General features: G+C 61.3%; 21 protein-coding genes. 11 read left to right on the plus strand and 10 right to left on the minus strand.

Annotated features, from left to right (window positions below):
- Positions 1–5 precede the first annotated feature (5 nt).
- From trmD to ffh, 5 genes are all read right to left on the minus strand, one after another.
- Positions 6–698 (minus strand): tRNA (guanosine(37)-N1)-methyltransferase TrmD, encoded by a 693-nt coding sequence (trmD, locus tag FHW37_RS22475; protein WP_186458371.1) that lies wholly within the window; start codon positions 696–698, stop codon positions 6–8.
- A 20-nt stretch (positions 699–718) separates the two neighbouring features.
- Positions 719–1,297: a ribosome maturation factor RimM gene (rimM, locus tag FHW37_RS22480; RefSeq protein WP_145640445.1), complete on the minus strand. Its 579-nt coding sequence runs from the start codon at positions 1,295–1,297 to the stop codon at positions 719–721.
- A 114-nt stretch (positions 1,298–1,411) separates the two neighbouring features.
- Entirely contained in the window at positions 1,412–1,777 is a 366-nt protein-coding gene (gene rpsP, locus FHW37_RS22485; protein WP_145640447.1) for a 30S ribosomal protein S16, read from the minus strand.
- Positions 1,778–1,864: 87 nt separating this feature from the next.
- Positions 1,865–2,179 (minus strand): chorismate mutase, encoded by a 315-nt coding sequence (locus FHW37_RS22490; RefSeq protein WP_145640449.1) that lies wholly within the window; start codon positions 2,177–2,179, stop codon positions 1,865–1,867.
- Between the two features lie 12 nt (positions 2,180–2,191).
- Positions 2,192–3,769 (minus strand): signal recognition particle protein, encoded by a 1,578-nt coding sequence (ffh, locus tag FHW37_RS22495; protein WP_145640451.1) that lies wholly within the window; start codon positions 3,767–3,769, stop codon positions 2,192–2,194.
- Positions 3,770–3,834: 65 nt separating this feature from the next.
- Here ffh and FHW37_RS34175 point away from each other — a divergent pair, with 65 nt between their 5' ends.
- The 10 genes from FHW37_RS34175 to FHW37_RS22545 all read left to right on the plus strand — a co-directional run bounded on the left by FHW37_RS34175 (position 3,835) and on the right by FHW37_RS22545 (position 12,891).
- Positions 3,835–4,329, plus strand: coding sequence for a type II toxin-antitoxin system VapB family antitoxin (locus tag FHW37_RS34175; protein WP_246690873.1), 495 nt, complete (start codon positions 3,835–3,837; stop codon positions 4,327–4,329).
- Positions 4,329–4,766 (plus strand): type II toxin-antitoxin system VapC family toxin, encoded by a 438-nt coding sequence (locus FHW37_RS22505; protein WP_145640453.1) that lies wholly within the window; start codon positions 4,329–4,331, stop codon positions 4,764–4,766. The genes FHW37_RS34175 and FHW37_RS22505 overlap by 1 nt, the downstream gene beginning before the upstream one ends.
- Positions 4,767–4,785: 19 nt before the next feature.
- A complete protein-coding gene (locus FHW37_RS22510) occupies positions 4,786–5,784 on the plus strand; it encodes an MBL fold metallo-hydrolase (protein ID WP_145640455.1) in 999 nt (332 codons plus the stop codon).
- Between the two features lie 77 nt (positions 5,785–5,861).
- Complete coding sequence (locus FHW37_RS22515; protein WP_145640457.1) at positions 5,862–6,449, plus strand: biliverdin-producing heme oxygenase; 588 nt, start codon at positions 5,862–5,864, stop codon at positions 6,447–6,449.
- A 117-nt stretch (positions 6,450–6,566) separates the two neighbouring features.
- Positions 6,567–7,472, plus strand: coding sequence for a diaminopimelate epimerase (gene dapF / locus FHW37_RS22520; protein ID WP_145640459.1), 906 nt, complete (start codon positions 6,567–6,569; stop codon positions 7,470–7,472).
- A complete protein-coding gene (gene mtaB, locus FHW37_RS22525; RefSeq protein ID WP_145640461.1) occupies positions 7,469–8,755 on the plus strand; it encodes a tRNA (N(6)-L-threonylcarbamoyladenosine(37)-C(2))-methylthiotransferase MtaB in 1,287 nt (428 codons plus the stop codon). The genes dapF and mtaB overlap by 4 nt, the downstream gene beginning before the upstream one ends.
- 16 nt (positions 8,756–8,771) lie before the next feature.
- Positions 8,772–10,286, plus strand: a complete 1,515-nt coding sequence (gene ftsY / locus FHW37_RS22530; protein WP_145640463.1) for a signal recognition particle-docking protein FtsY — start codon at positions 8,772–8,774, stop codon at positions 10,284–10,286.
- Between the two features lie 71 nt (positions 10,287–10,357).
- On the plus strand, positions 10,358–11,008 hold the full coding sequence (locus FHW37_RS22535) for a septation protein A (protein ID WP_145640465.1): 651 nt from the start codon (positions 10,358–10,360) through the stop codon (positions 11,006–11,008).
- The gene (locus tag FHW37_RS22540; protein ID WP_145640466.1) at positions 11,005–11,583 is read left to right on the plus strand and encodes a DUF2585 domain-containing protein; all 579 of its coding nucleotides are present in this window, start codon (positions 11,005–11,007) and stop codon (positions 11,581–11,583) included. The genes FHW37_RS22535 and FHW37_RS22540 overlap by 4 nt, the downstream gene beginning before the upstream one ends.
- Before the next feature lie 114 nt (positions 11,584–11,697).
- Complete coding sequence (locus FHW37_RS22545; protein WP_145640468.1) at positions 11,698–12,891, plus strand: GGDEF domain-containing protein; 1,194 nt, start codon at positions 11,698–11,700, stop codon at positions 12,889–12,891.
- A gap of 13 nt (positions 12,892–12,904) precedes the next feature.
- On the opposite strand, the gene FHW37_RS22550 is transcribed toward FHW37_RS22545, so the two are convergent.
- The 5 genes from FHW37_RS22550 to ccmA form a co-directional block, all read right to left on the minus strand.
- Positions 12,905–13,513, minus strand: coding sequence for a DsbE family thiol:disulfide interchange protein (locus FHW37_RS22550; RefSeq protein WP_145640470.1), 609 nt, complete (start codon positions 13,511–13,513; stop codon positions 12,905–12,907).
- The gene (ccmD, locus tag FHW37_RS22555) at positions 13,510–13,698 is read right to left on the minus strand and encodes a heme exporter protein CcmD (protein ID WP_145640472.1); all 189 of its coding nucleotides are present in this window, start codon (positions 13,696–13,698) and stop codon (positions 13,510–13,512) included. Before ccmD ends, FHW37_RS22550 begins: the two co-directional genes overlap by 4 nt.
- Positions 13,695–14,462 (minus strand): heme ABC transporter permease, encoded by a 768-nt coding sequence (locus tag FHW37_RS22560; protein WP_145640474.1) that lies wholly within the window; start codon positions 14,460–14,462, stop codon positions 13,695–13,697. The genes ccmD and FHW37_RS22560 overlap by 4 nt, the downstream gene beginning before the upstream one ends.
- A gap of 57 nt (positions 14,463–14,519) precedes the next feature.
- On the minus strand, positions 14,520–15,179 hold the full coding sequence (ccmB, locus tag FHW37_RS22565; protein WP_145640476.1) for a heme exporter protein CcmB: 660 nt from the start codon (positions 15,177–15,179) through the stop codon (positions 14,520–14,522).
- A gap of 193 nt (positions 15,180–15,372) precedes the next feature.
- Positions 15,373–16,017 carry a heme ABC exporter ATP-binding protein CcmA gene (gene ccmA / locus FHW37_RS22570; protein WP_145640478.1) on the minus strand — a complete coding sequence of 215 codons (645 nt, stop codon included), beginning with the start codon at positions 16,015–16,017 and terminating at the stop codon, positions 15,373–15,375.
- A gap of 268 nt (positions 16,018–16,285) precedes the next feature.
- Between ccmA and acnA the strand changes: the two genes are divergently transcribed.
- On the plus strand, positions 16,286–18,979 hold the full coding sequence (gene acnA, locus FHW37_RS22575) for an aconitate hydratase AcnA (protein WP_145640480.1): 2,694 nt from the start codon (positions 16,286–16,288) through the stop codon (positions 18,977–18,979).
- Positions 18,980–19,174 lie beyond the last annotated feature (195 nt).

The raw sequence follows: 19,174 nt of genomic DNA on the forward strand, positions 1-19,174 counted from the left end.
GCGGGCTATTCGTCGCCGGCATTATCGAGCAGATCCGGCCGCCGCTCCTGCGTCAGCCTTACTGCCTGTTCCAGCCGCCATTTCTCGATGGCGCCGTGATTGCCAGAGGTCAGCACGGCCGGAATTTCGCGGCCTTCAAAGACCTGTGGGCGGGTGTAATGCGGATGTTCGAGCAGACCATGCTCGAAGCTTTCGTTGATGCCCGAGACGGCATTGCCCATCACGCCCGGCAGGATGCGCACGACGCTGTCGAGCAGGGTGAGTGCCGCCGGTTCGCCGCCGGAAAGGATATAGTCGCCGATCGAGACTTCCTCGAGGCCGCGGGCGTCGATGACACGCTGGTCGACACCTTCGAACCGGCCGCAGACGATGACGACGCCTTCGCCTTCCGCCAGCTCGCGCACACGCTTCTGGGTCAGCGGTTTTCCGCGCGGGCTCATCAGGAGCCGGGGGCGCTTGTCTTCGCCGAGCGAATCGATCGCCTTGGCCAGTACATCCGGCTTCAACACCATGCCGGCGCCGCCACCGGCCGGCGTGTCGTCTACCGTGCGGTGACGATCCTCGGCGAAATCGCGGATCTGCACGGCTTCAAGCGACCATTTTCCCTGCTCCATAGCCTTGCCGGCGAGCGAGAAGCCGAGATGGCCGGGAAACATTTCCGGATAAAGCGTGAGGAGGGTGGCGCGGAACGGGATGATGCTGGAAGACATGGCGGCCGTCATCCCTTGCGTGGGCCGGCGCCTTTCGGGAAGCCCGGAGGCGGGCCGTCTTCATCCGGGTCCTCGATCAGGCCGGCCGCACGCGGATCGATGAGGATCTTTCCGCCCTCGAGATCGATCTCCAGAACGGCCGCTTCGGAAAAAGGAATGAGTGCCGGGCGGCGGCCCGGGCCTTTGAGTTCCAAAAGATCGCCGGCGCCGAAATCATGGACGGCGGTTACCGTGCCATAGCTCTTGCCGTCCTGATCGACGGCTTCCAGCCCTTCGAGATCGGCATAATAAAATTCGTCGTCCTCGAGCTCGTCATCCGGCAGGTTGTCGCGGTCGACAAAGAGTTCCAGGCCGTTCAGGGCTTCGGCAGTTTCGCGACTATTGATGCCGCGGAAACGGACAATCACGACGGTCTTTGCCTCGCGGATTTCGAGGATTTCGAAAACCCGGCCGTCCTCGCTGCGCAGATGACCGTAATCGCCGAGAGCCGTCGGATCCTCGGTATAGGAGCGCACGCGCACCTCGCCTCGCAGCCCTTGGGCGGCGCCGATAGTCGCCATCAGAACGGGGTTTTCGAGCTTGCTCATAAAGATCGGTCCGGTTTCATCGCGCTCATTTAAGCGCAACAGTGTTAAATGCAAACGGCAAAACGGGCGGCGCGTTGCCGCGCCACCCGTTCTTCAAGACTTAAAACCTGAAACTCAGGCTTCAGCAGCAGCTTCTGCAGCGTCAGCGGCCTTCTGGGCGCGCTCGGCAGCACGTTCCTGAGCCTTCTTGCCCGGCTTTGCCTTTTCCGGGTTGTTCTTGGCGTCGCGGGTGGCAATGCCGGCTTCAGCGAGGAAGCGCAGAACGCGGTCGGTCGGCTGGGCGCCCTGGGCGATCCAATGCTGGATGCGCTCGTTGTTCAGCTGAACGCGCTGGGCATTGTCCTTGGCGAGCATCGGGTTCCAGGAACCGAGGTTTTCGAGGAAGCGGCCATCGCGCGGCGAACGGGCGTCAGCCAGAACGACGTGGTAGTAAGGACGCTTCTTGGAGCCGCCACGGGCGAGACGAATTTTAAGGGCCATTTCAATTACTCCGAGGGTTCTGTTGGGCCACCGTCAGGTGGTCCGGTTCTTGTTGAGGCCGCCATCAGGCGGTCCGTTTCAGTCTGGTTATGCAGTTTCCTTGCCGCCATGCTCTGCAGCGATGGCTTCATGGTGCCGGATGACTTCCTTGATGACGAAGTTCAGGAACTTCTCGGCGAAATCCGGGTCCAGATGAGCGTCATCCGCCAGGCGACGCAGACGTTCGATCTGGAATTCCTCGCGCGCCGGGTCGGCCGGCGGCAGATCGTACTGGGCTTTCAGGTAGCCCACTTCCTTGGTGCAGCGGAACCGTTCCGCCAGCATATGCACCAGTGCCGCGTCGATATTGTCGATCGACTGGCGGTAGCTCAAAAGCTTTGCTTTGACTTCGGGATCAACCATGGTGGTACTTCCTCACTTCTTCTTCGGCAGGCCGGGAAGGCCCGGCAGGCCACCGAGACCGGGGAGCTTTGCCCCGCCAAGCCCCGGCATGCCGCCCATTCCACCCATGCCGCCGAGACCCGGCATGCCGCCCGGCTTCAGGCCGGCAGCTTCCGCCTGCTTCTGCAGGGCTTCCAGCTGTTTCGGATCCATCTTGGAAAGGTCGGGCATGCCCATACCGCCGCCCATGCCGCCAAGACCCATCTTGGAGGCAAGGCCGCCCATCATCTGCTTCATCATGCCGCCCTTGCCCTTGCCGCCCATCATTTTCATCATGTCGGCCATCTGGCGGTGCATTTTCAGAAGCTTGTTGATTTCCGCAGCATCCGTGCCGGAGCCGGCGGCGATGCGCTTCTTGCGGGAATGTTTCAGCATGTCCGGGTTGGCGCGCTCTGCCTTGGTCATCGAACCGATGATGGCGAGCTGGCGGTCGAACATCTTGTCGTTCATGCCGGATGCGGCGAGCTTGTCCTTCATGCCGGCCATGCCCGGCATCAGGCCCATGATCCCGCCCATGCCGCCGAGCGATTTCATCTGCTTCAGCTGTTCGGCGAGGTCGTTCAGGTCGAACTTGCCCGACTGCATCTTCTTGGCCATCGCCGCGGCCTTTTCCGCGTCGATGTTTTCGGCAGCCTTTTCGACCAGCGAGACGATATCGCCCATGCCGAGAATGCGGTCGGCGATGCGGCGGGGATGGAATTCTTCCATCTCCGTCATCTTTTCGCCGGTACCGATCAGCTTGATCGGCTTGCCGGTGACGGCGCGCATCGAAAGCGCTGCACCACCACGGCCATCGCCGTCCATGCGGGTCAGAACGAGGCCGGTAATGCCGACGCGTTCATCGAAATTGCGGGCAAGATTGACGGCGTCCTGACCGGTGAGGCTGTCGGCAACGAGCAGGATTTCATGCGGATTGGACTTCCGCTTGATTTCCGCCATTTCCTGCATCAGCGGTTCGTCGATATGGGTGCGGCCGGCGGTGTCGAGGATGACGACATCATGGCCGCCGAGCTTGGCCGCCTGCACGGCGCGGGCGGCAATATCGGTCGGCGACTGGCCGGCGATGATCGGCAGCGTATCGACGCCGGTCTGGACGCCGAGCTGGCGCAACTGTTCCTGGGCTGCCGGGCGGCGCGTATCGAGCGACGCCATCAGCACCTTTTTCTTTTCGCGGTCGGTGAGCCGCTTGGCGATCTTGCCGGTCGTCGTCGTCTTACCGGAACCCTGCAGACCGACCATCATGATGACGACGGGCGCTGCGGCGCGCAGATCGATGGAGACGCCTTCGGCACCCAGCATCTCGATCAGTTCGTCATGGACGATCTTGACGACCATCTGGCCGGGCTTGATCGACTTCAGGACTTCGGCGCCAACGGCCTTTTCACGCACCTTGTCGGTGAAGGAGCGGACGACTTCCAGCGCCACGTCCGCTTCGAGAAGCGCACGGCGAACCTCGCGCAGAGCCGCGGAAACATCCGCCTCGCTCAATGCGCCACGGCCGGTCAGTCCACTCAAGATGGAGCCAAGACGGTCCTGGAGGCTTTCGAACATCGTTTCATCCTTCTAGACGTTTTGGGGGAGCCCAGAACGTCGGGTCTTTCTGCGACAAAAACAAGGTGCCCGGAAACGCGCAAAGCCAAAAAGCACCCGAGGGCGCAACGCGCTGTCGGGTGTTGACCTCCGGGCTCAGTGTATCGGCCCCGGTCGGCGGCTCCAAGTTCTCGACTTGTCAGCAGATTGCCGGGCTTAAACAGGAAATGGGTGGGAAAGTCAAGGCAAGGTGGCGCGCTGGGGCGCTGCTTGCGGGAATATGCAATCGGATTATATTGAATATCTATAAGCTGTCCAACCAGATGGTGGCACGTGTGTCTCTTTATATTCGTGATCCGGAGGTCAACGACCTTGCCGACGAAGTGATGCGCCGGTTCGAGACCAAGACAAAAACCGAAGCTGTGCGTATGGCGCTTCAGAACCAGCTGAAGCTGGCCGGCGAAGAACTGTCCATGGAAGAGCGCATACGGCGTATTCAGGAGCGCGTGGCAGCACGGATGGGCCCGCTTAAGGTGGAATTCGATCAGAAGGCTTATATGGACGAGATGTGGGAGGATTGATGTTTCTGGATGCCTCTGCGGTCGTTGCCATTCTGACAGGCGAAACCCAAGCGAGCGCCCTGATCGGGAGGATCAGTAATTCCCGGACGCCGATCTCATATTCATCCATTACCGTTTTCGAAGCGGTCATCGCCATATCGCGCAAGAATGCAGTCAGCCTTTATGGAAGCCAGCGCCCGACACCGCCGGATCTGATCGTCGAAGCACAGCGCGACGTCGACGATTTCATGGTCGGCATTGGTGCAGTCGAGATCGCGATTGAAGCCGGTACGCATCGTGCGGCGCTCGCCGCCGCCCGCACCTACGGTCGTTTCGTCGGCCATCCCGCAAAACTCAATTTTGGTGATTGCTTCACCTACGCCGCCGCAAAATCTCTGAACACACCGCTTCTCTTCGTCGGCGCCGACTTCTCCAAGACCGATATTGCGGTCGCTTGAACTGGATCCTTCTCACCGCATGAGTAAGTCTGCCAATCCCTACTATTCCGGCCCCGTCACCGACCATTTTGACGGTACCTCCTTTTTCAATCCCGGTGGCATCGAACCTCGGGGTGGCACGGATCTGCTGCGCTGGAAATTCGGCGGCGGTAACAAGCCGTGGCCAAAAGCCTATCCGAGTCCGTTTCCACCGGCCGCGCCGGAAAGGCGGGTAAAGGGCGAGCGGCTGGTCGTCACCATGGTCGGGCATGCCTCGATGCTGGTTCAGGTGGCCGGGCTCAATATCCTGACCGATCCGGTCTGGAGCGAAAGGACGAGCCCGTTTTCTTTTGCCGGGCCGAAACGGGTCAATCCGCCCGGCATCCGGTTCGAGGACCTGCCGCCGGTCGATATCGTGCTCGTCACGCATAATCACTACGACCACATGGATCTCGCAACGCTGCGACGGCTGCAGGCTAAGCACAAGCCAAACTTCGTCACGCCACTCGGAAATGATGCGATCATGCGCCCGGTACTCGGTGATGCCAGGATCAGCACGATGGACTGGGGCGGGGCGCTTGCCGTTTCCGGTGATGTCACATTCCATTGCGAGCCCTGCCATCACTGGTCCGCGCGCGGCACAAAGGACAGAAAAATGGCGCTTTGGGCCGCCTTCGTGTTCGAGACGCCGGCCGGCAAGGTTTATCACATCGGCGATACCGGCTTTCACGGCGGCAGGAACTATCGGGCCGCGCAGGAAAAGCATGGCGCGTTCCGTCTCGCCAACCTGCCTTTCGGGGCCTATGAGCCGCGCTGGTTCATGGAAGGGCAGCACCAGAACCCGGAGGAAGCGGTCGAAGGCATGCTCTTGAGCAATGCCGCTTTCGTCGCCGGCCATCACTGGGGTACGGTCAAGCTCACCGACGAGGCGATCGAGGATCCGCTGATTGCGCTTGTCGCCGCGCTTGATGCGCGCGGTCTCGACCCTGCGCGTTTCCGGCCGATGCGGCCGGGGGAACAATTCGAGGTGCCGGTATGAATATTGGCGCGATAGGTGCTTGACGAATCCACCCATCATTTGCTTGATGCGAGAAACATGAGTTTTGGAGGAAAGAAATGCAGATCGAGTTGGAGCGTCCGGCAGAGTCCACCCGCATCCAGCGCCTGAAGGCGCTGACCACGGGCACGCATGACACGCTCGACAAGCGGATCATGCGCGCAGAGCCCTTCGCGAGCCGCGAGCGTTATGCGCTTTTCCTCGACGTGCAGCACAATTTCCACGCCGATGTCGCGCCGCTTTACGCCTCTGCCGAGCTCAATCGCATCCTTCCGGGCCTTGCCGATCGTTGCCGGCTCGAAGCGCTGCGCCAGGATGTTGCCGATCTCGGTGGCGTGCCGGAAGAGCTTGTCTCGACCACTGGTCCCCTGAGCCCGGCTGCCGCACTCGGCTGGGTCTATGTCGCCGAAGGCTCCAATCTCGGCGCCGCCTTTCTGCGCAAGGAAGCAGCCAAGCTCGGCCTGTCCGATGATTTCGGCGCCCGCCATCTTGCCGGTCATCCGGATGGTCGCGGCCTTCACTGGCGCAATTTCGTCTCGGCCTATAACGAGCTTCCACTCTCTGCCGAAGAGGAAATCGAGGCGGCCGAGGGTGCCAAGGCGGCATTCCGGCGCGTGCATGGGCTGGTCGAGGCGGTTTTCGAGTAAGCCAGTTCTCTCGCTGGCTCTCTCATTGGCGCTGTCGCGCAGCACTGGTAATTCCCGCCGCTTTCGGCCATATACGCCTTGAAGAAGGGGCGTATTGCCTAAAGACGGATCATTGCCATGTCACAACAGGTCGAATTTGCGAAGATGAACGGGCTTGGCAACAAGATCCTCGTCGTCGACATGCGCGGCCGTAAAGACATGGTAACGCCGCAGGCGGCGATCGCGCTCAATGGTGATCCTGAGACCCAGTTCGACCAGATCATGGCGATCCACGATCCGAAGCTCGACGGCACGGATGCCTTCATCGACATTCTGAACTGTGATGGCACGAAGGCGCAGGCTTGCGGCAATGGTACGCGCTGTGTCGTACAGGCGCTGGCGTCGGAAACCGGCCGCAAGGTGTTTACCTTCCAGACTGTCGCTGGCATCTTGAATGCGCGCGAGCATGAGGACGGCACGATTTCCGTCGACATGGGCAAGCCCGTCTTCGCCTGGGACAAGATCCCGCTTTCGGAAGAGTTTTTCGATACGAGCCGGATCGAATTGCAGATCGGCCCGATCGATGCTCCCATCCTGCATTCGCCTTCTGCCATGTCGATGGGCAATCCGCATGCAGTTTTCTGGATCGACCGCGATCCGATGGATTTCGATCTCGAACGTTTTGGACCGATGCTGGAAAACCATCCGATGTTTCCGGAAAAGGCCAATATCACGCTGGCGCAGGTTACCTCCAAATCCTCGCTGCGCACCCGCACCTGGGAACGCGGCGCCGGCCTGACGCTGGCCTGCGGTTCCGCCGCCTGCGCTGCCGGTGTATCCGCTGCGCGCACCGGCCGCACCGGTCGCCATGTGACGATCGACGTTGCATCCGCCCCGACGCGCCAGCCGCTCGTCATCGAATGGCGCGAAGACGACCATGTCGTCATGACCGGTCCGGCCGAATGGGAATGGTCCGGCAAGATCGATCCGGTCACCGGCACGTTTGAACGGGATGCAGAACAGTCCGAGGCTCAGGTTCGTTGAGCGGCGTCGAGGTCATAACCTTCGGCTGTCGGCTGAACACCTATGAATCGGAAGTGATGCGGGCCGAGGCCGAAAAGGCGGGCCTCAACAATGCGGTCCTGATCAATACCTGCGCCGTAACCGGCGAGGCCGTGCGTCAGGCGCGGCAGGCGATCCGCCGTGCCCGGCGCGACAATCCGCATGCCCGCATCGTCGTCACCGGCTGCGCTGCGCAGACGGAAAAGCAGACTTTTGCCGATATGCCGGAAGTTGATATGGTGCTCGGCAATGAGGAAAAGCTGAAAAGCGCCTCCTACCGGGCACTGCCGGATTTCGGCGTATCGGCGGAAGAAAAGCTCCGCGTCAACGATATCATGAGCGTCAAGGCGACGGCGCCACAGATGGTGAAGCATATCGATGGCCATGTGCGCGCCTTCATCCAGGTGCAGAACGGCTGCGACCATCGCTGCACTTTCTGCATCATTCCTTACGGTCGCGGCAATTCCCGCTCGGTGCCGATGGGCGCCGTCGTCGATCAGGCGCGAAAGCTGGCAGAGGCGGGTTATCGCGAAATCGTCCTGACCGGCGTTGATGCCACCAGCTATGGTGCCGATCTTCCCGGCCAACCCTCGCTCGGACTGCTTGCCAAGACGCTGCTGAAGCAGGTGCCGGACATTTTGCGTCTGCGCCTCTCGTCCATCGACGGCATCGAGGCGGATCGGCATCTTTGGGACCTGATTGCGGACGAGGCGCGTTTCATGCCGCATCTGCATCTGTCGCTGCAGCATGGCGACGACATGATCCTGAAGCGCATGAAGCGGCGGCATTCCCGCGCCGAGGCGCTTGCCTTCGTCGAACAGGCGCGTCGGCTGCGCCCCGAGATCGCCTTCGGTGCCGATATGATCGCCGGTTTCCCGACCGAGACGGAAGAGATGTTCGAGAATGCCGCGACGATGGCCGAAGAGGCCGGCATTTCCTTCCTGCACGTCTTTCCCTACAGCCCGCGGCCCGGAACGCCGGCTGCCCGCATGCCTCAGGTCGATCGCGCGCTGGTGAAAGACCGCGCGGCGCGGCTTCGGGCGCGGGGCGAAGCCTTGCATCACGCCCATCTCGACCGCATGGTCGGCACGGAGCAGACGGTCATCGTCGAGATGAACGGTTTTGCCCATACGGAAAACTTTTCGCTGGTTGCGGTGCCGGGGCTGGTTCCCCGTGAGCACCAGCGCGTTATGATCACTGGACATAGTGGCAAGCATCTCGACATGCGGGTCATGACCGCCTCGCCCCAAGAACGGGCGGCCTGACCGGAACGGATTTTTCATGGCATTGAGTTTCATCAAGCGCGTCTTCACCTTCGGCGAGCAGCCGGCAGAGGAAAAGACCAACGAGGTTGCGCAGGCGGCGGAACATGCCGCGCTTGAAAAGTCCGTGGTTGAAGGTGATCTGCCGGTTTCGCCGGTCGATCCGGTTTCGGATGTGGAGATCGAGACGGCGGGCGGGCCGTCCGCGGATGCCGTCGCGGAGGAAACGCCTGCCATCTTGCCAGGTGCGGAAGAGACCTCCGAGCTTGGTGTCGTGCCGTTGTCATTGCTGGAGGCTGAGGCTGCCGCTGAGACGGTCAGTTCGCCTAATGCGGAAACACCCCCCTCTGTCCTGCCGGACATCTCCCCCTCAAGGGGGGAGATCACGGATGCGGCCGTTTCGCCTTCATCCGATATCGGTGCGGCAGATGCGGCATCTTCCGTTGGTCAGGGAGCAAGCTCCCAGCCGATCTCCCCCCCTGTGGGGGAGATGCCCGGCAGGGCAGAGGGGGGCATCTCGCCCTCCGCTCCAGCCGTATCCGAACCCGTCCTCCCCAAGGGGTTCTCCACCGCCAAGCCCGAACCGGCTCCGGCCCCTGTCGCGCCCCAGCCAAAACTCTCCTGGTTCCAGCGCCTCAAGGCGGGGCTTGCCCGCACGTCCTCGCAGCTGACCGGCCAGATCACGGCACTATTCACCAAGCGCAAGCTGGATGACGAGACGCTGGAGGAGCTGGAAGACCTGCTGATTCAGGCCGATCTCGGTGTCGAGACGGCGATGCGCATCAGCGGCGCGCTGTCCTCCGAACGTTACGGCAAGGATGTGACCGGCGCGGATGTCTCGCGCATCATGGCCGGCGAGATTGCCAAGGTTTTGACACCGGTCGCAAAGCCGCTGGCGCTCGATCTCAATCACAAGCCGCATGTCATCCTCGTCGTCGGTGTCAACGGCACCGGCAAGACGACGACGATCGGCAAGCTTGCGGCAAAGCTGTCAGGCTCCGGCCTCAAGGTCATGCTCGCCGCCGGCGATACGTTCCGCGCAGCTGCCATCGAGCAGCTGAAGATCTGGGCGGATCGCACCGGGTCGCAATTCATCGGCACGAAGCTCGGCGCGGATGCGGCGGGTCTTGCCTATGACGCCTATGAACAGGCGCGGGCCAACAAGTCGGACGTGCTGATCATCGATACGGCCGGCCGGTTGCAGAACCGCGCCGAGTTGATGGCCGAACTTGAAAAGATCGTCCGTGTGCTCGGCAAGCTCGACCCCGATGCGCCGCATACGGTTCTGCAGACGCTCGATGCGACGACGGGCCAGAACGCGCTGAACCAGGTTGAGATCTTCCGCAATGTCGCCGGCGTCAGCGGTCTGATCATGACCAAGCTCGATGGTACGGCGCGCGGCGGCATTCTTGTCGCCATCGCCGCCAAGCACAAGCTGCCGGTCTATTTCATCGGCGTCGGTGAAGGCGTGGACGATCTCGAGCCCTTTGCGGCAGAGGATTTTGCCCAGGCCATTGCCGGGATTGCAGATTGATGACAGAGAAACGCGACGGTCGCATGAGACGGCCGTCGAGACCCGAATAGAAGTTGGACCTGTTGGACCCCATGCAGACGATAGAAAGCGATGTCACGCCGACCAAGGAAGAGAAGCAGCATCCGATGCTGAAGCTCGCGCTCGAGCTCGGGCCGCTTCTGGTGTTCTTCTTCGGCAACCTGCGCGGCGAATGGCTGGTGGAAAAGGTGCCGGCTTTGTCGGCCGTCGGCGGTCCGCTGTTCGTGGCGACCGCTTTGTTCATGGCTGCGACCGTGATTTCGCTGATCGTCTCGAAAATAGTCTTCCATCATCTGCCGATCATGCCGATGGTCTCGGGCGTCGTCGTGCTGATCTTCGGTTCGCTGTCGATCTGGCTGCAGGACGAGACCTTCATCAAGATGAAGCCGACCATCGTCAACACGCTGTTCGGCGTGGCGCTGCTTGTCGGTCTGGCCTTTGGCAAGTCGCTGCTGGGCTATGTCTTCAATGCCGCCTTCCAGCTCGACGAAGCCGGCTGGAAAAAGCTCACCCTGCGCTGGGGCATTTTCTTCCTGGTGCTGGCCGTGATGAACGAGATTGTCTGGCGGAATTTCTCCGATGCCGTCTGGGTCAATTTCAAGGTCTGGGGCACGATGCCGATCACCATCCTGTTCACGCTCTCCCAGATGCCGCTGATCATGCGCCATACGGTGCCTGAAGCCGGTTCCGAGACGGAAAAGTGAGCGCCGCCGCATCCGCCATTTCCGGCCGCCGCTGGCTTCTCGTCGCGCTCGCCATCTTCCTTGCCCAGATCGCCATTCTCTACGCGATGGGCCGGGTGCCGATCTGCGAATGCGGTTACGTCAAACTCTGGGAAGGCGGGGTGAATACGAGCGGCAATTCCCAGCATATTTCGGACTGGTATACGCCTTCTCATATCATCCACGGTTTCCTGTTCTACGGTCTCGGCTGGCTCGTCCTGCGTCGGGCACCGGTGACGGCGCGGCTTTCTCTGGCGGTGCTGATCGAGGCAGGATGGGAGATCCTCGAAAATTCGCCGATCATTATCGACCGTTATCGCACGGCGACCATGGCGCTCGGTTATTCCGGCGACAGCATCCTCAATTCTGCAATGGATACTGTCTTCATGGCGGCGGGCTTTTTTGCCGCCTCGCGCCTGCCGGTCTGGCTGACGGTGGTCATCGCGATCTTTTTCGAGCTTCTGACCGGTTATCTGATCCGCGACAATCTCACGCTCAACGTACTGATGCTCGTCTGGCCTGTGGAGGCGGTAAAGACCTGGCAAGGCGGCGTCTGACTCTTCTATTTTAGAAAATCTTATTATTTGGCGGCGTGGGTTTCTTAACCCTCCGGGACGTATCGTCCCGGCGATCCGAGGGCTGCCGTTTTTCAGTTTCCTTACGAGACCCCGATGGAATCGACCGATAATTTTGCCTATCTGCTGCCATTCATCTTCTTCATTTTCGGCTGCACCTTTGTCGTCGCAGCGCGCTGGGGCGGCATTTCCTATCGCTGGTGGGGTGCCGGCTACATCGCTGCCGCACTCGGTTTCTCGACGCCGATCCTGCTCTCAAGCCTGCCGGATGTGCTTGGAAACCTCGTTTCCAACGCTTGCTTCCTGATCTCGTTTTTCTCCTATGGCCAGGCCGTGCTCTCGCGTTTCGGCCGGCCTGCGATGCGCTGGCCGCTGATCCTGCTGGCGCTCGCGGGCTTTGCCGTGATCGCCTATTTCATCGTGGTCGCGCCGGATCTGCGCAGTGAGCTGACGGCCGGCGATATCTGCCTCGCGCTTCTTCTGTTGTTTCCGCTCTGGGCCATCCGCCGGGAGGCGCGCCATCCGATGGACCGGCTGCTTGCCTTCATGCTGTTCATGGTCTTCGTCGAGACGGTCGTGCGCGTCTCGTCCTTCGTGGTGCTGACCTCGTCCGGCACCTATCCGACACTTGATGCCTATTTCTCGTCCGAATATGCCTTTGTGGTGCAGGCTGGCGCCAGCGTCATCGGTTTCATTCTGGCGCTGACCATTCTCTGCTCGGCCATGATCGACATCATCCTGCAGCATCGTGATGCGGCCGAGCGGGATGCCCTGACTGACCTGCTCAACCGTCGCGGTTTCGAGCGGGCAGTGCCGGATTTCGGCAGGGGCGAAACGCCCGCGGGTGCCGTTCTCGCCTGCGATATCGATCATTTCAAGCTGATCAACGACCGGTTCGGGCATGCTGCCGGTGATGCCGTGATCGTGGCGATGGCGCAGGCGCTCAGATCCGGGCTTCCCAAGGGTGCGGCCATTACCCGTTTCGGCGGCGAGGAGTTTATTGCCTTTCTTCCCGACGCAGCGCTTTCCGATGCGGCGGCTCTGGCGGAGGCGCTGTGCCGGACGATCGAGCAGCATGCAGGCGCACGGAGCGGCATCGATCAGACGGTGACGGCAAGTTTCGGCGTGTCGCTCGTCGCCCGCGGCGATCACTCGGTGCATGACGCGATCGGGCGTGCGGATGCCAGCCTCTATGCTGCCAAGGCCGGCGGGCGCAATCAGGTGGTGGTGGAGGGAAAGCGCGAGATGGCTGGTCCCATCCCTGCGCTCAGGATCATTCCAAAGCCTTGATCGGCAGTGCTGATCAGCTCTTGGCCGTTGCCTTTTCGATCGCCGGCATCAGCTCGCGGCTGAGGCTTTGCGCATCGAACGGTCCGACCTTCTTATAGAGGATTTTTCCGTCCGGGCCGACGAGATAGCTTTCCGGAATGCCATAGACGCCCCAGTCGATCGCCGACTTGCCGTTCGGATCGATGCCGATCGCCTTGTAGGGATTGCCGAGCTCGCCGAGGAAACGCAGGGCGTTGTCGGACTTGTCCTTGTAATTGATGCCGACGATGTTGAGCCGGCTGTCGTTTGCAAGTTCCTTCAGGATCGGGTGTTCCTGTCGGCAGGGCACGCACCAGGAGGCGAACACGTTGACCAGCGTCAGCTTGCCGGCGATCGCCGCATCCGTCAGGGCGACGGTGCGCGAGCCTTCGAGCGGCGGAAGCGCCAGAGACGGCGCCTGCTTGCCGAGAAGGGCGGAGGGAATGGTCGAGGCATTCAGGCCGTTGACGTCCTGATCGTAGAGCATTTTTCCGGCGATACCGGCAAAGCCGATGAAGACCGCAAGCGGGATAAGCGCGAGGCCGTAACGTGCAAGGCCACGGCGCGGGGCGGGCGCGCTCTCGCTGCCGGTTTCGGTGCTCATGTGCCTTCTCCCTTGGCGGGAGACTCCACCGTCGGTTGGGCAGACCGGCGGCGGAAGCCGGAGGCTTCCAGTTCGGCCAGATCCTTGCGACGGCCACGGCCATCGAGCCAGACCCAGGCGATCAGACAGAGGATGACGAAGGTCGCGACGCCATAGGATGTGTAGACGTAGAAAGCGTATTTCATGCGGCATCTCCGCGGCTTGCCATGCGGGCGGCCATCCGCCGCTGGGCCGTCACGCGGCGACGAAGGATCTCGTTGCGCATGGCGAGAAAATGCAGGGTGAAGAACAGAAGCGTGAACGCGATCGCCATCACCAGAAGCGGCCGCAGAAATTCCGGATCGATGGTCGGGCCGTCGAGCCGCAGAACGCTCGCCTTCTGGTGCAGCGTGTTCCACCATTCGACCGAGAATTTGATGATCGGGATGTTGACGAAGCCGACGAGGATCAGGACCGACGAGACGCGGGCGGCCCGCGACGGATCGGCGATGGCGCGGTTGAGCGCGATCAGGCCAAGATACATCAGGAAAAGGATAAAAACCGAGGTCAGGCGCGCATCGCCCCAGGTCCACCATGTGCCCCACATCGGCTTGCCCCAGAGCGACCCGGTGACGAGGGCAAGCAGCGTGAAGGCGGCGCCGAGCGGCGCTGCGGCCTTGTGGGAAACGTCAGCCAGCGGGTGGCGCCAGACCAGCGTGCCGATCGCCGAAACGGCCATGACAGTGTAGCACATCATCGCCAGCCAGGCGGACGGCACGTGGACATACATGATGCGGACCGTATCACCCTGCTGGTAGTCACCTTCGGTGGTGAAAGCGAGGTAGAGGCCGACGGCAAACAGGATCGCGGTGATCGCAGCCAGCCAGGGCACGACCTTGCCGACAAGCGCTAGAAACCGCGTCGGATTGGCGAGGTCTGAAAATTTGGTGATGGCGAGGCTGTCGGACATTCGTTCAAAACTTTCCGGCCGCAAGGCCGAGGATCTATATTAGGCCTGTCTTTAATCTCAATCGCCGGCATTTCTCAACGCCAATGCAGCGCCGAGCGGGCCGAGTACGGCAAAAAACATCGTGATCGCCACCAGTATCAGGAAAGGCGGCAGGAAGGGAGCCGGTTCCTCGACCGCTGCATAGGCGGCGCTGACGCCGAAGATCAGCACCGGGATCGCAAGTGGCAGAACGACGATCGCGACCAGCAGCCCACCGCGCGGCAGGGCAACGGCGACGGCCGCGCCAACCGCGCCGATGAAGGTGAGCGCCGGCGTGCCGACCAGCAGTGTCAGCATGGTCGCGCCGATCGCGACCTCATTCATGTTCATGAACAGGCCGAGCAGCGGTGAGGCAATCACCAGCGGCAGGCCATTGCCGAGCCAGTGGGCAAGGCATTTGATTAGGACGGTGAGGACAAGCGGATGTTCCTGCATCAGCATCAGGTCGAGCGAACCGTCTTCGCGATCGTTCTGGAACATGCGGTCGAGGCCGAGCAGGGCTGAGAGAAGCGCACCGATCCAGACGATGGCTGGGCCGATGCGGGAAAGCAGGTTCAGGTCCGGGCCGACACCGAAAGGGATGACGGCGACGACCGCGATGAAGAACAGCACGCCGATCAGGGCGCCGCCACCGGCACGGACGGAGAGTTTGATGTCGCGGAGGAGGAGGGCGGTCATTGGGCAGCTCTCCGTTTTGTGTTGGCAAAGCTGCCCCTCACCCTAGCCCTCTCCCCGTAAAAACGGGGAGAGGGGAAGTGCCCCGATTGGGTCGGAGAGAGCGCGGCATATATCCTTCTCCCCGTCCTGACGGGGAGAAGGTGGCCGGCAGGCCGGATGAGGGGCAGAGCCGGCAGGAAGGGCAGATGCATGCTCACCACACCTCCTCCATCACCCCTGCAAATCCCGTCATCTTCAATTCCCGCGCCTTTTCCAGCCCGAGCGGCTGGTGTGTCGCTGCCAGGACGATGCCGCCATCCTTGAGATGCGACTTGATCAGTGTGGTGAACACGCTCTCGGCGCTCACATCGAGGGCTGCCGTCGGTTCGTCGAGGATCCAGACAGGGCGCCAGGAGACCAGCAATTTGGCGAATGCCATCCGCCGCTGCTGACCGGCGGAGAGGTAGCCGAAGGGCAAATGGGCGATGCCGCCGAGGCCGACCGCATCGGCTGCCTCGCCGACCGAAAGGCTGCGATTGTCATTCCGCCTGCTGAAAAAATCCCGCCAGAAGGAGAGGTTCTCGGTGACCGAAAGCTCGGTCTTCATGGCATTGCGGTGGCCGAGATAATGGCTTGCTTCGGCTGCCTTCATCTCTTCTTCGGCATCCGGCGCATGCCAGGTCACCTTGCCGCTTTCGGGGCGCAGCAGGCCGGCGATGACGCGCAGGAGGGTGGATTTGCCGGAGCCGTTGCGGCCGGTCAGCACAAGGCTTTCGCCGGCTTCGAGCGCAAAGGAAACATCCCGGAAAATCAGGTCTTCGCCGCGCCTGGCGCTCAAGTTTTCGGCCGTCAGTCGCATCGGCGCGCCTTCGTTAGGTTTTCGGTCACGCAGACGCAAAAAAATCTCGTCCGCCCTGCGTCTGTATCTGGAAGGCTTCTTAGAAACTATCTATATACATGGCAACCACGCCAGCGGCCGGCGTGACTTCCACCTTGCGCCGGACCTGAAGACAAAAATCTTCTCGTGCGGACAGCGGAAATGGTCGCACCCGCATCCTAAGTGCATCTCAGTGCATAGGTGTCCGCACGCGCGTGTTGGCTCTTGATCTTAGCGGGGTTATCTTTCCGTGACCAAATCTCTCGACAGTTTTCAATGTCGTTCCGTCCTTACCGTGGACGGTAAGGACTATGTCTATTACAGCCTCCCGAAGGCGGAAGCGAACGGCCTTCCCGGCGTTTCGAACCTTCCTTTCTCGATGAAGGTTCTGCTCGAAAACCTGCTACGCTTCGAAGACGGCCAGTCCGTCACCAAGGAGCAGATCCTTTCGGTTGCAGAATGGCTTAACAACAAGGGCCTGACCGAGGCGGAAATCGCCTATCGCCCGGCCCGCGTGCTGATGCAGGACTTTACCGGCGTTCCCGCCGTCGTCGACCTCGCAGCGATGCGCGATGGTATCAAGGCGCTCGGCGGCGATCCTGAAAAGATCAACCCGCTCGTGCCCGTCGATCTCGTCATCGACCATTCGGTCATCGTCGACGAATTCGGCACGCCGACGGCCTTTGCCCGCAATGTCGAACTCGAATATCAGCGCAATGGCGAACGTTATCGCTTCCTGAAATGGGGCCAGCAGGCGTTCAAGAATTTTCGCGTCGTTCCTCCGGGCACCGGCATCTGTCACCAGGTGAATTTCGAATATCTCGGCCAGACGGTCTGGACCAATGAGGAAGACGGCGAAGTCACCGCCTATCCGGACACCTGCGTCGGTACCGACAGCCACACCACGATGATCAACGGTCTCGGCGTTCTCGGCTGGGGCGTCGGCGGTATCGAAGCGGAAGCCTCGATGCTCGGCCAGCCAGTCTCCATGCTTCTGCCTGAAGTCATCGGCTTCAAGCTGACCGGCAAGCTCAAGGAAGGCGTCACCGCGACCGACCTCGTTCTGACCGTCGTGCAGATGCTGCGCAAGAAGGGCGTGGTTTCGAAATTCGTCGAGTTCTTCGGCCCCGGCATGGACAATATGCCGGTCGCAGACCGTGCGACGATCGGCAATATGGGCCCGGAATATGGCGCGACCTGCGGCTTCTTCCCGGTCGATGCCGAAACCGTCAACTATCTCAACATGTCCGGCCGTACCAAGGAGCGTATCGCTCTCGTCGAAGCCTATTCGAAGGCGCAGGGCATGTGGCGCGACAATGACGGTTCGAACCTCGTCTTCACCGACACGCTCGAGCTTGATCTCGGCGACGTCGTTCCGTCCATGGCCGGCCCGAAGCGTCCGGAAGGCCGCATCCCGCTCGAAAACATCGCGTCCGGTTTTGCCGGATCGCTCGAGGGCGAATACAAGAAGCCCGGCCAGCTGGATAACCGTTATGCGGTCGAAGGCACGGATTTCGATCTCGGCCATGGCGATGTGGCGATTGCCGCCATCACGTCCTGCACCAACACATCCAACCCGTCGGTGCTGATCGCTGCCGGCCTTCTTGCCCGCAATGCGGTCGCCAAGGGCCTGAAGACGGCGCCCTGGGTCAAGACTTCGCTGGCACCGGGATCGCAGGTCGTCGGCGAATATCTGGAAAAGTCGGGCCTGCAGAAGGACCTCGACGCGCTCGGCTTCAACTTAGTCGGCTTCGGCTGCACGACCTGCATCGGCAATTCCGGCCCGCTGCCGGCGCCGATTTCGAAGACGATCAACGACAAGGGCCTGATCGTTTCGGGCGTGCTTTCCGGCAACCGTAACTTCGAAGGCCGCATCTCGCCGGACGTTCAGGCCAACTATCTTGCTTCGCCGCCGCTCGTCGTCGCTTATGCGCTGGCCGGCACGGTGCAGAAGGACCTGACCAAGGAGCCGCTCGGCGAAGACCGCAACGGCAACCCGGTCTTCCTCAAGGATGTCTGGCCGACATCTGCCGAGGTGCAGGAATTCATCCAGAAATACGTCACCCGCGAACTGTTCGAAACCAAATACGCGGACGTGTTCAAGGGCGATGCCAACTGGCAGGCCGTCCAGATTCCGGACGGCGAGACCTATGCCTGGGATAACAATTCCACCTATGTCCAGAACCCGCCCTATTTTGTCGGCATGGGCAAGAAGGGCTGCGGTATCAAGGACATCAAGGGCGCCCGCGTCCTCGGTCTCTTCGGCGACAAGATCACCACCGACCACATTTCTCCGGCCGGTTCGATCAAGGCTGCTTCGCCGGCCGGTGCCTACCTCACCGAGCACGGCGTTGCGGTTGCCGACTTCAACCAGTACGGCACGCGCCGCGGTAACCATGAAGTGATGATGCGTGGCACATTCGCCAATATCCGCATCCGCAACCACATGCTCGGCCCGAACGGCAAGGAAGGCGGCTATACGATCCACTATCCTTCGAAGGAAGAGATGTCGATCTATGACGCCGCCATGAAGTACAAGGAAGAGGGCACGCCGCTCGTCATCTTCGCCGGTGTCGAATATGGCAACGGCTCGTCGCGTGACTGGGCTGCCAAGGGCACCAATCTCTTGGGCGTCAAGGCGGTCATCGCCCAGTCGTTCGAGCGTATCCACCGCTCCAACCTTGTCGGCATGGGTGTCGTTCCCTTCGTCTTCGAGGAAGGCACGACCTGGGCCTCGCTCGACCTCAAGGGCGACGAAACCGTGACGATCGAGGGCCTGGAAGGCGATATCAAGCCGCGCGAATGGAAGGTGGCCAAGATCACCTATGGCGACGGAACGGTGAAGGAGATCAACATCCTTTGCCGCATCGATACGCTGGATGAGGTCATCTACATGAACAATGGCGGCATCCTGCAGACCGTTCTGCGCGATCTCGCTGCGTAATCCACTCAAGATAAAGAGATCCGCCGGAAGCAATTCCGGCGGATTTTTCATGAGGGTTACGGGCTGCAGTCCTGGGGCATGACGTTGGCTCCGGCGTAACTTCGGGTTGAGCAGAGTCGCTTTCGATCTTTCATCCCTGTTGCGGCACCCGTTCAGATTGTCCTATGTGAAGCTTGATCACATAATTCGCATTCA

Origin of the sequence: Neorhizobium alkalisoli (genome assembly GCF_007829835.1) — a bacterium.
Classification (GTDB): domain Bacteria; phylum Pseudomonadota; class Alphaproteobacteria; order Rhizobiales; family Rhizobiaceae; genus Neorhizobium.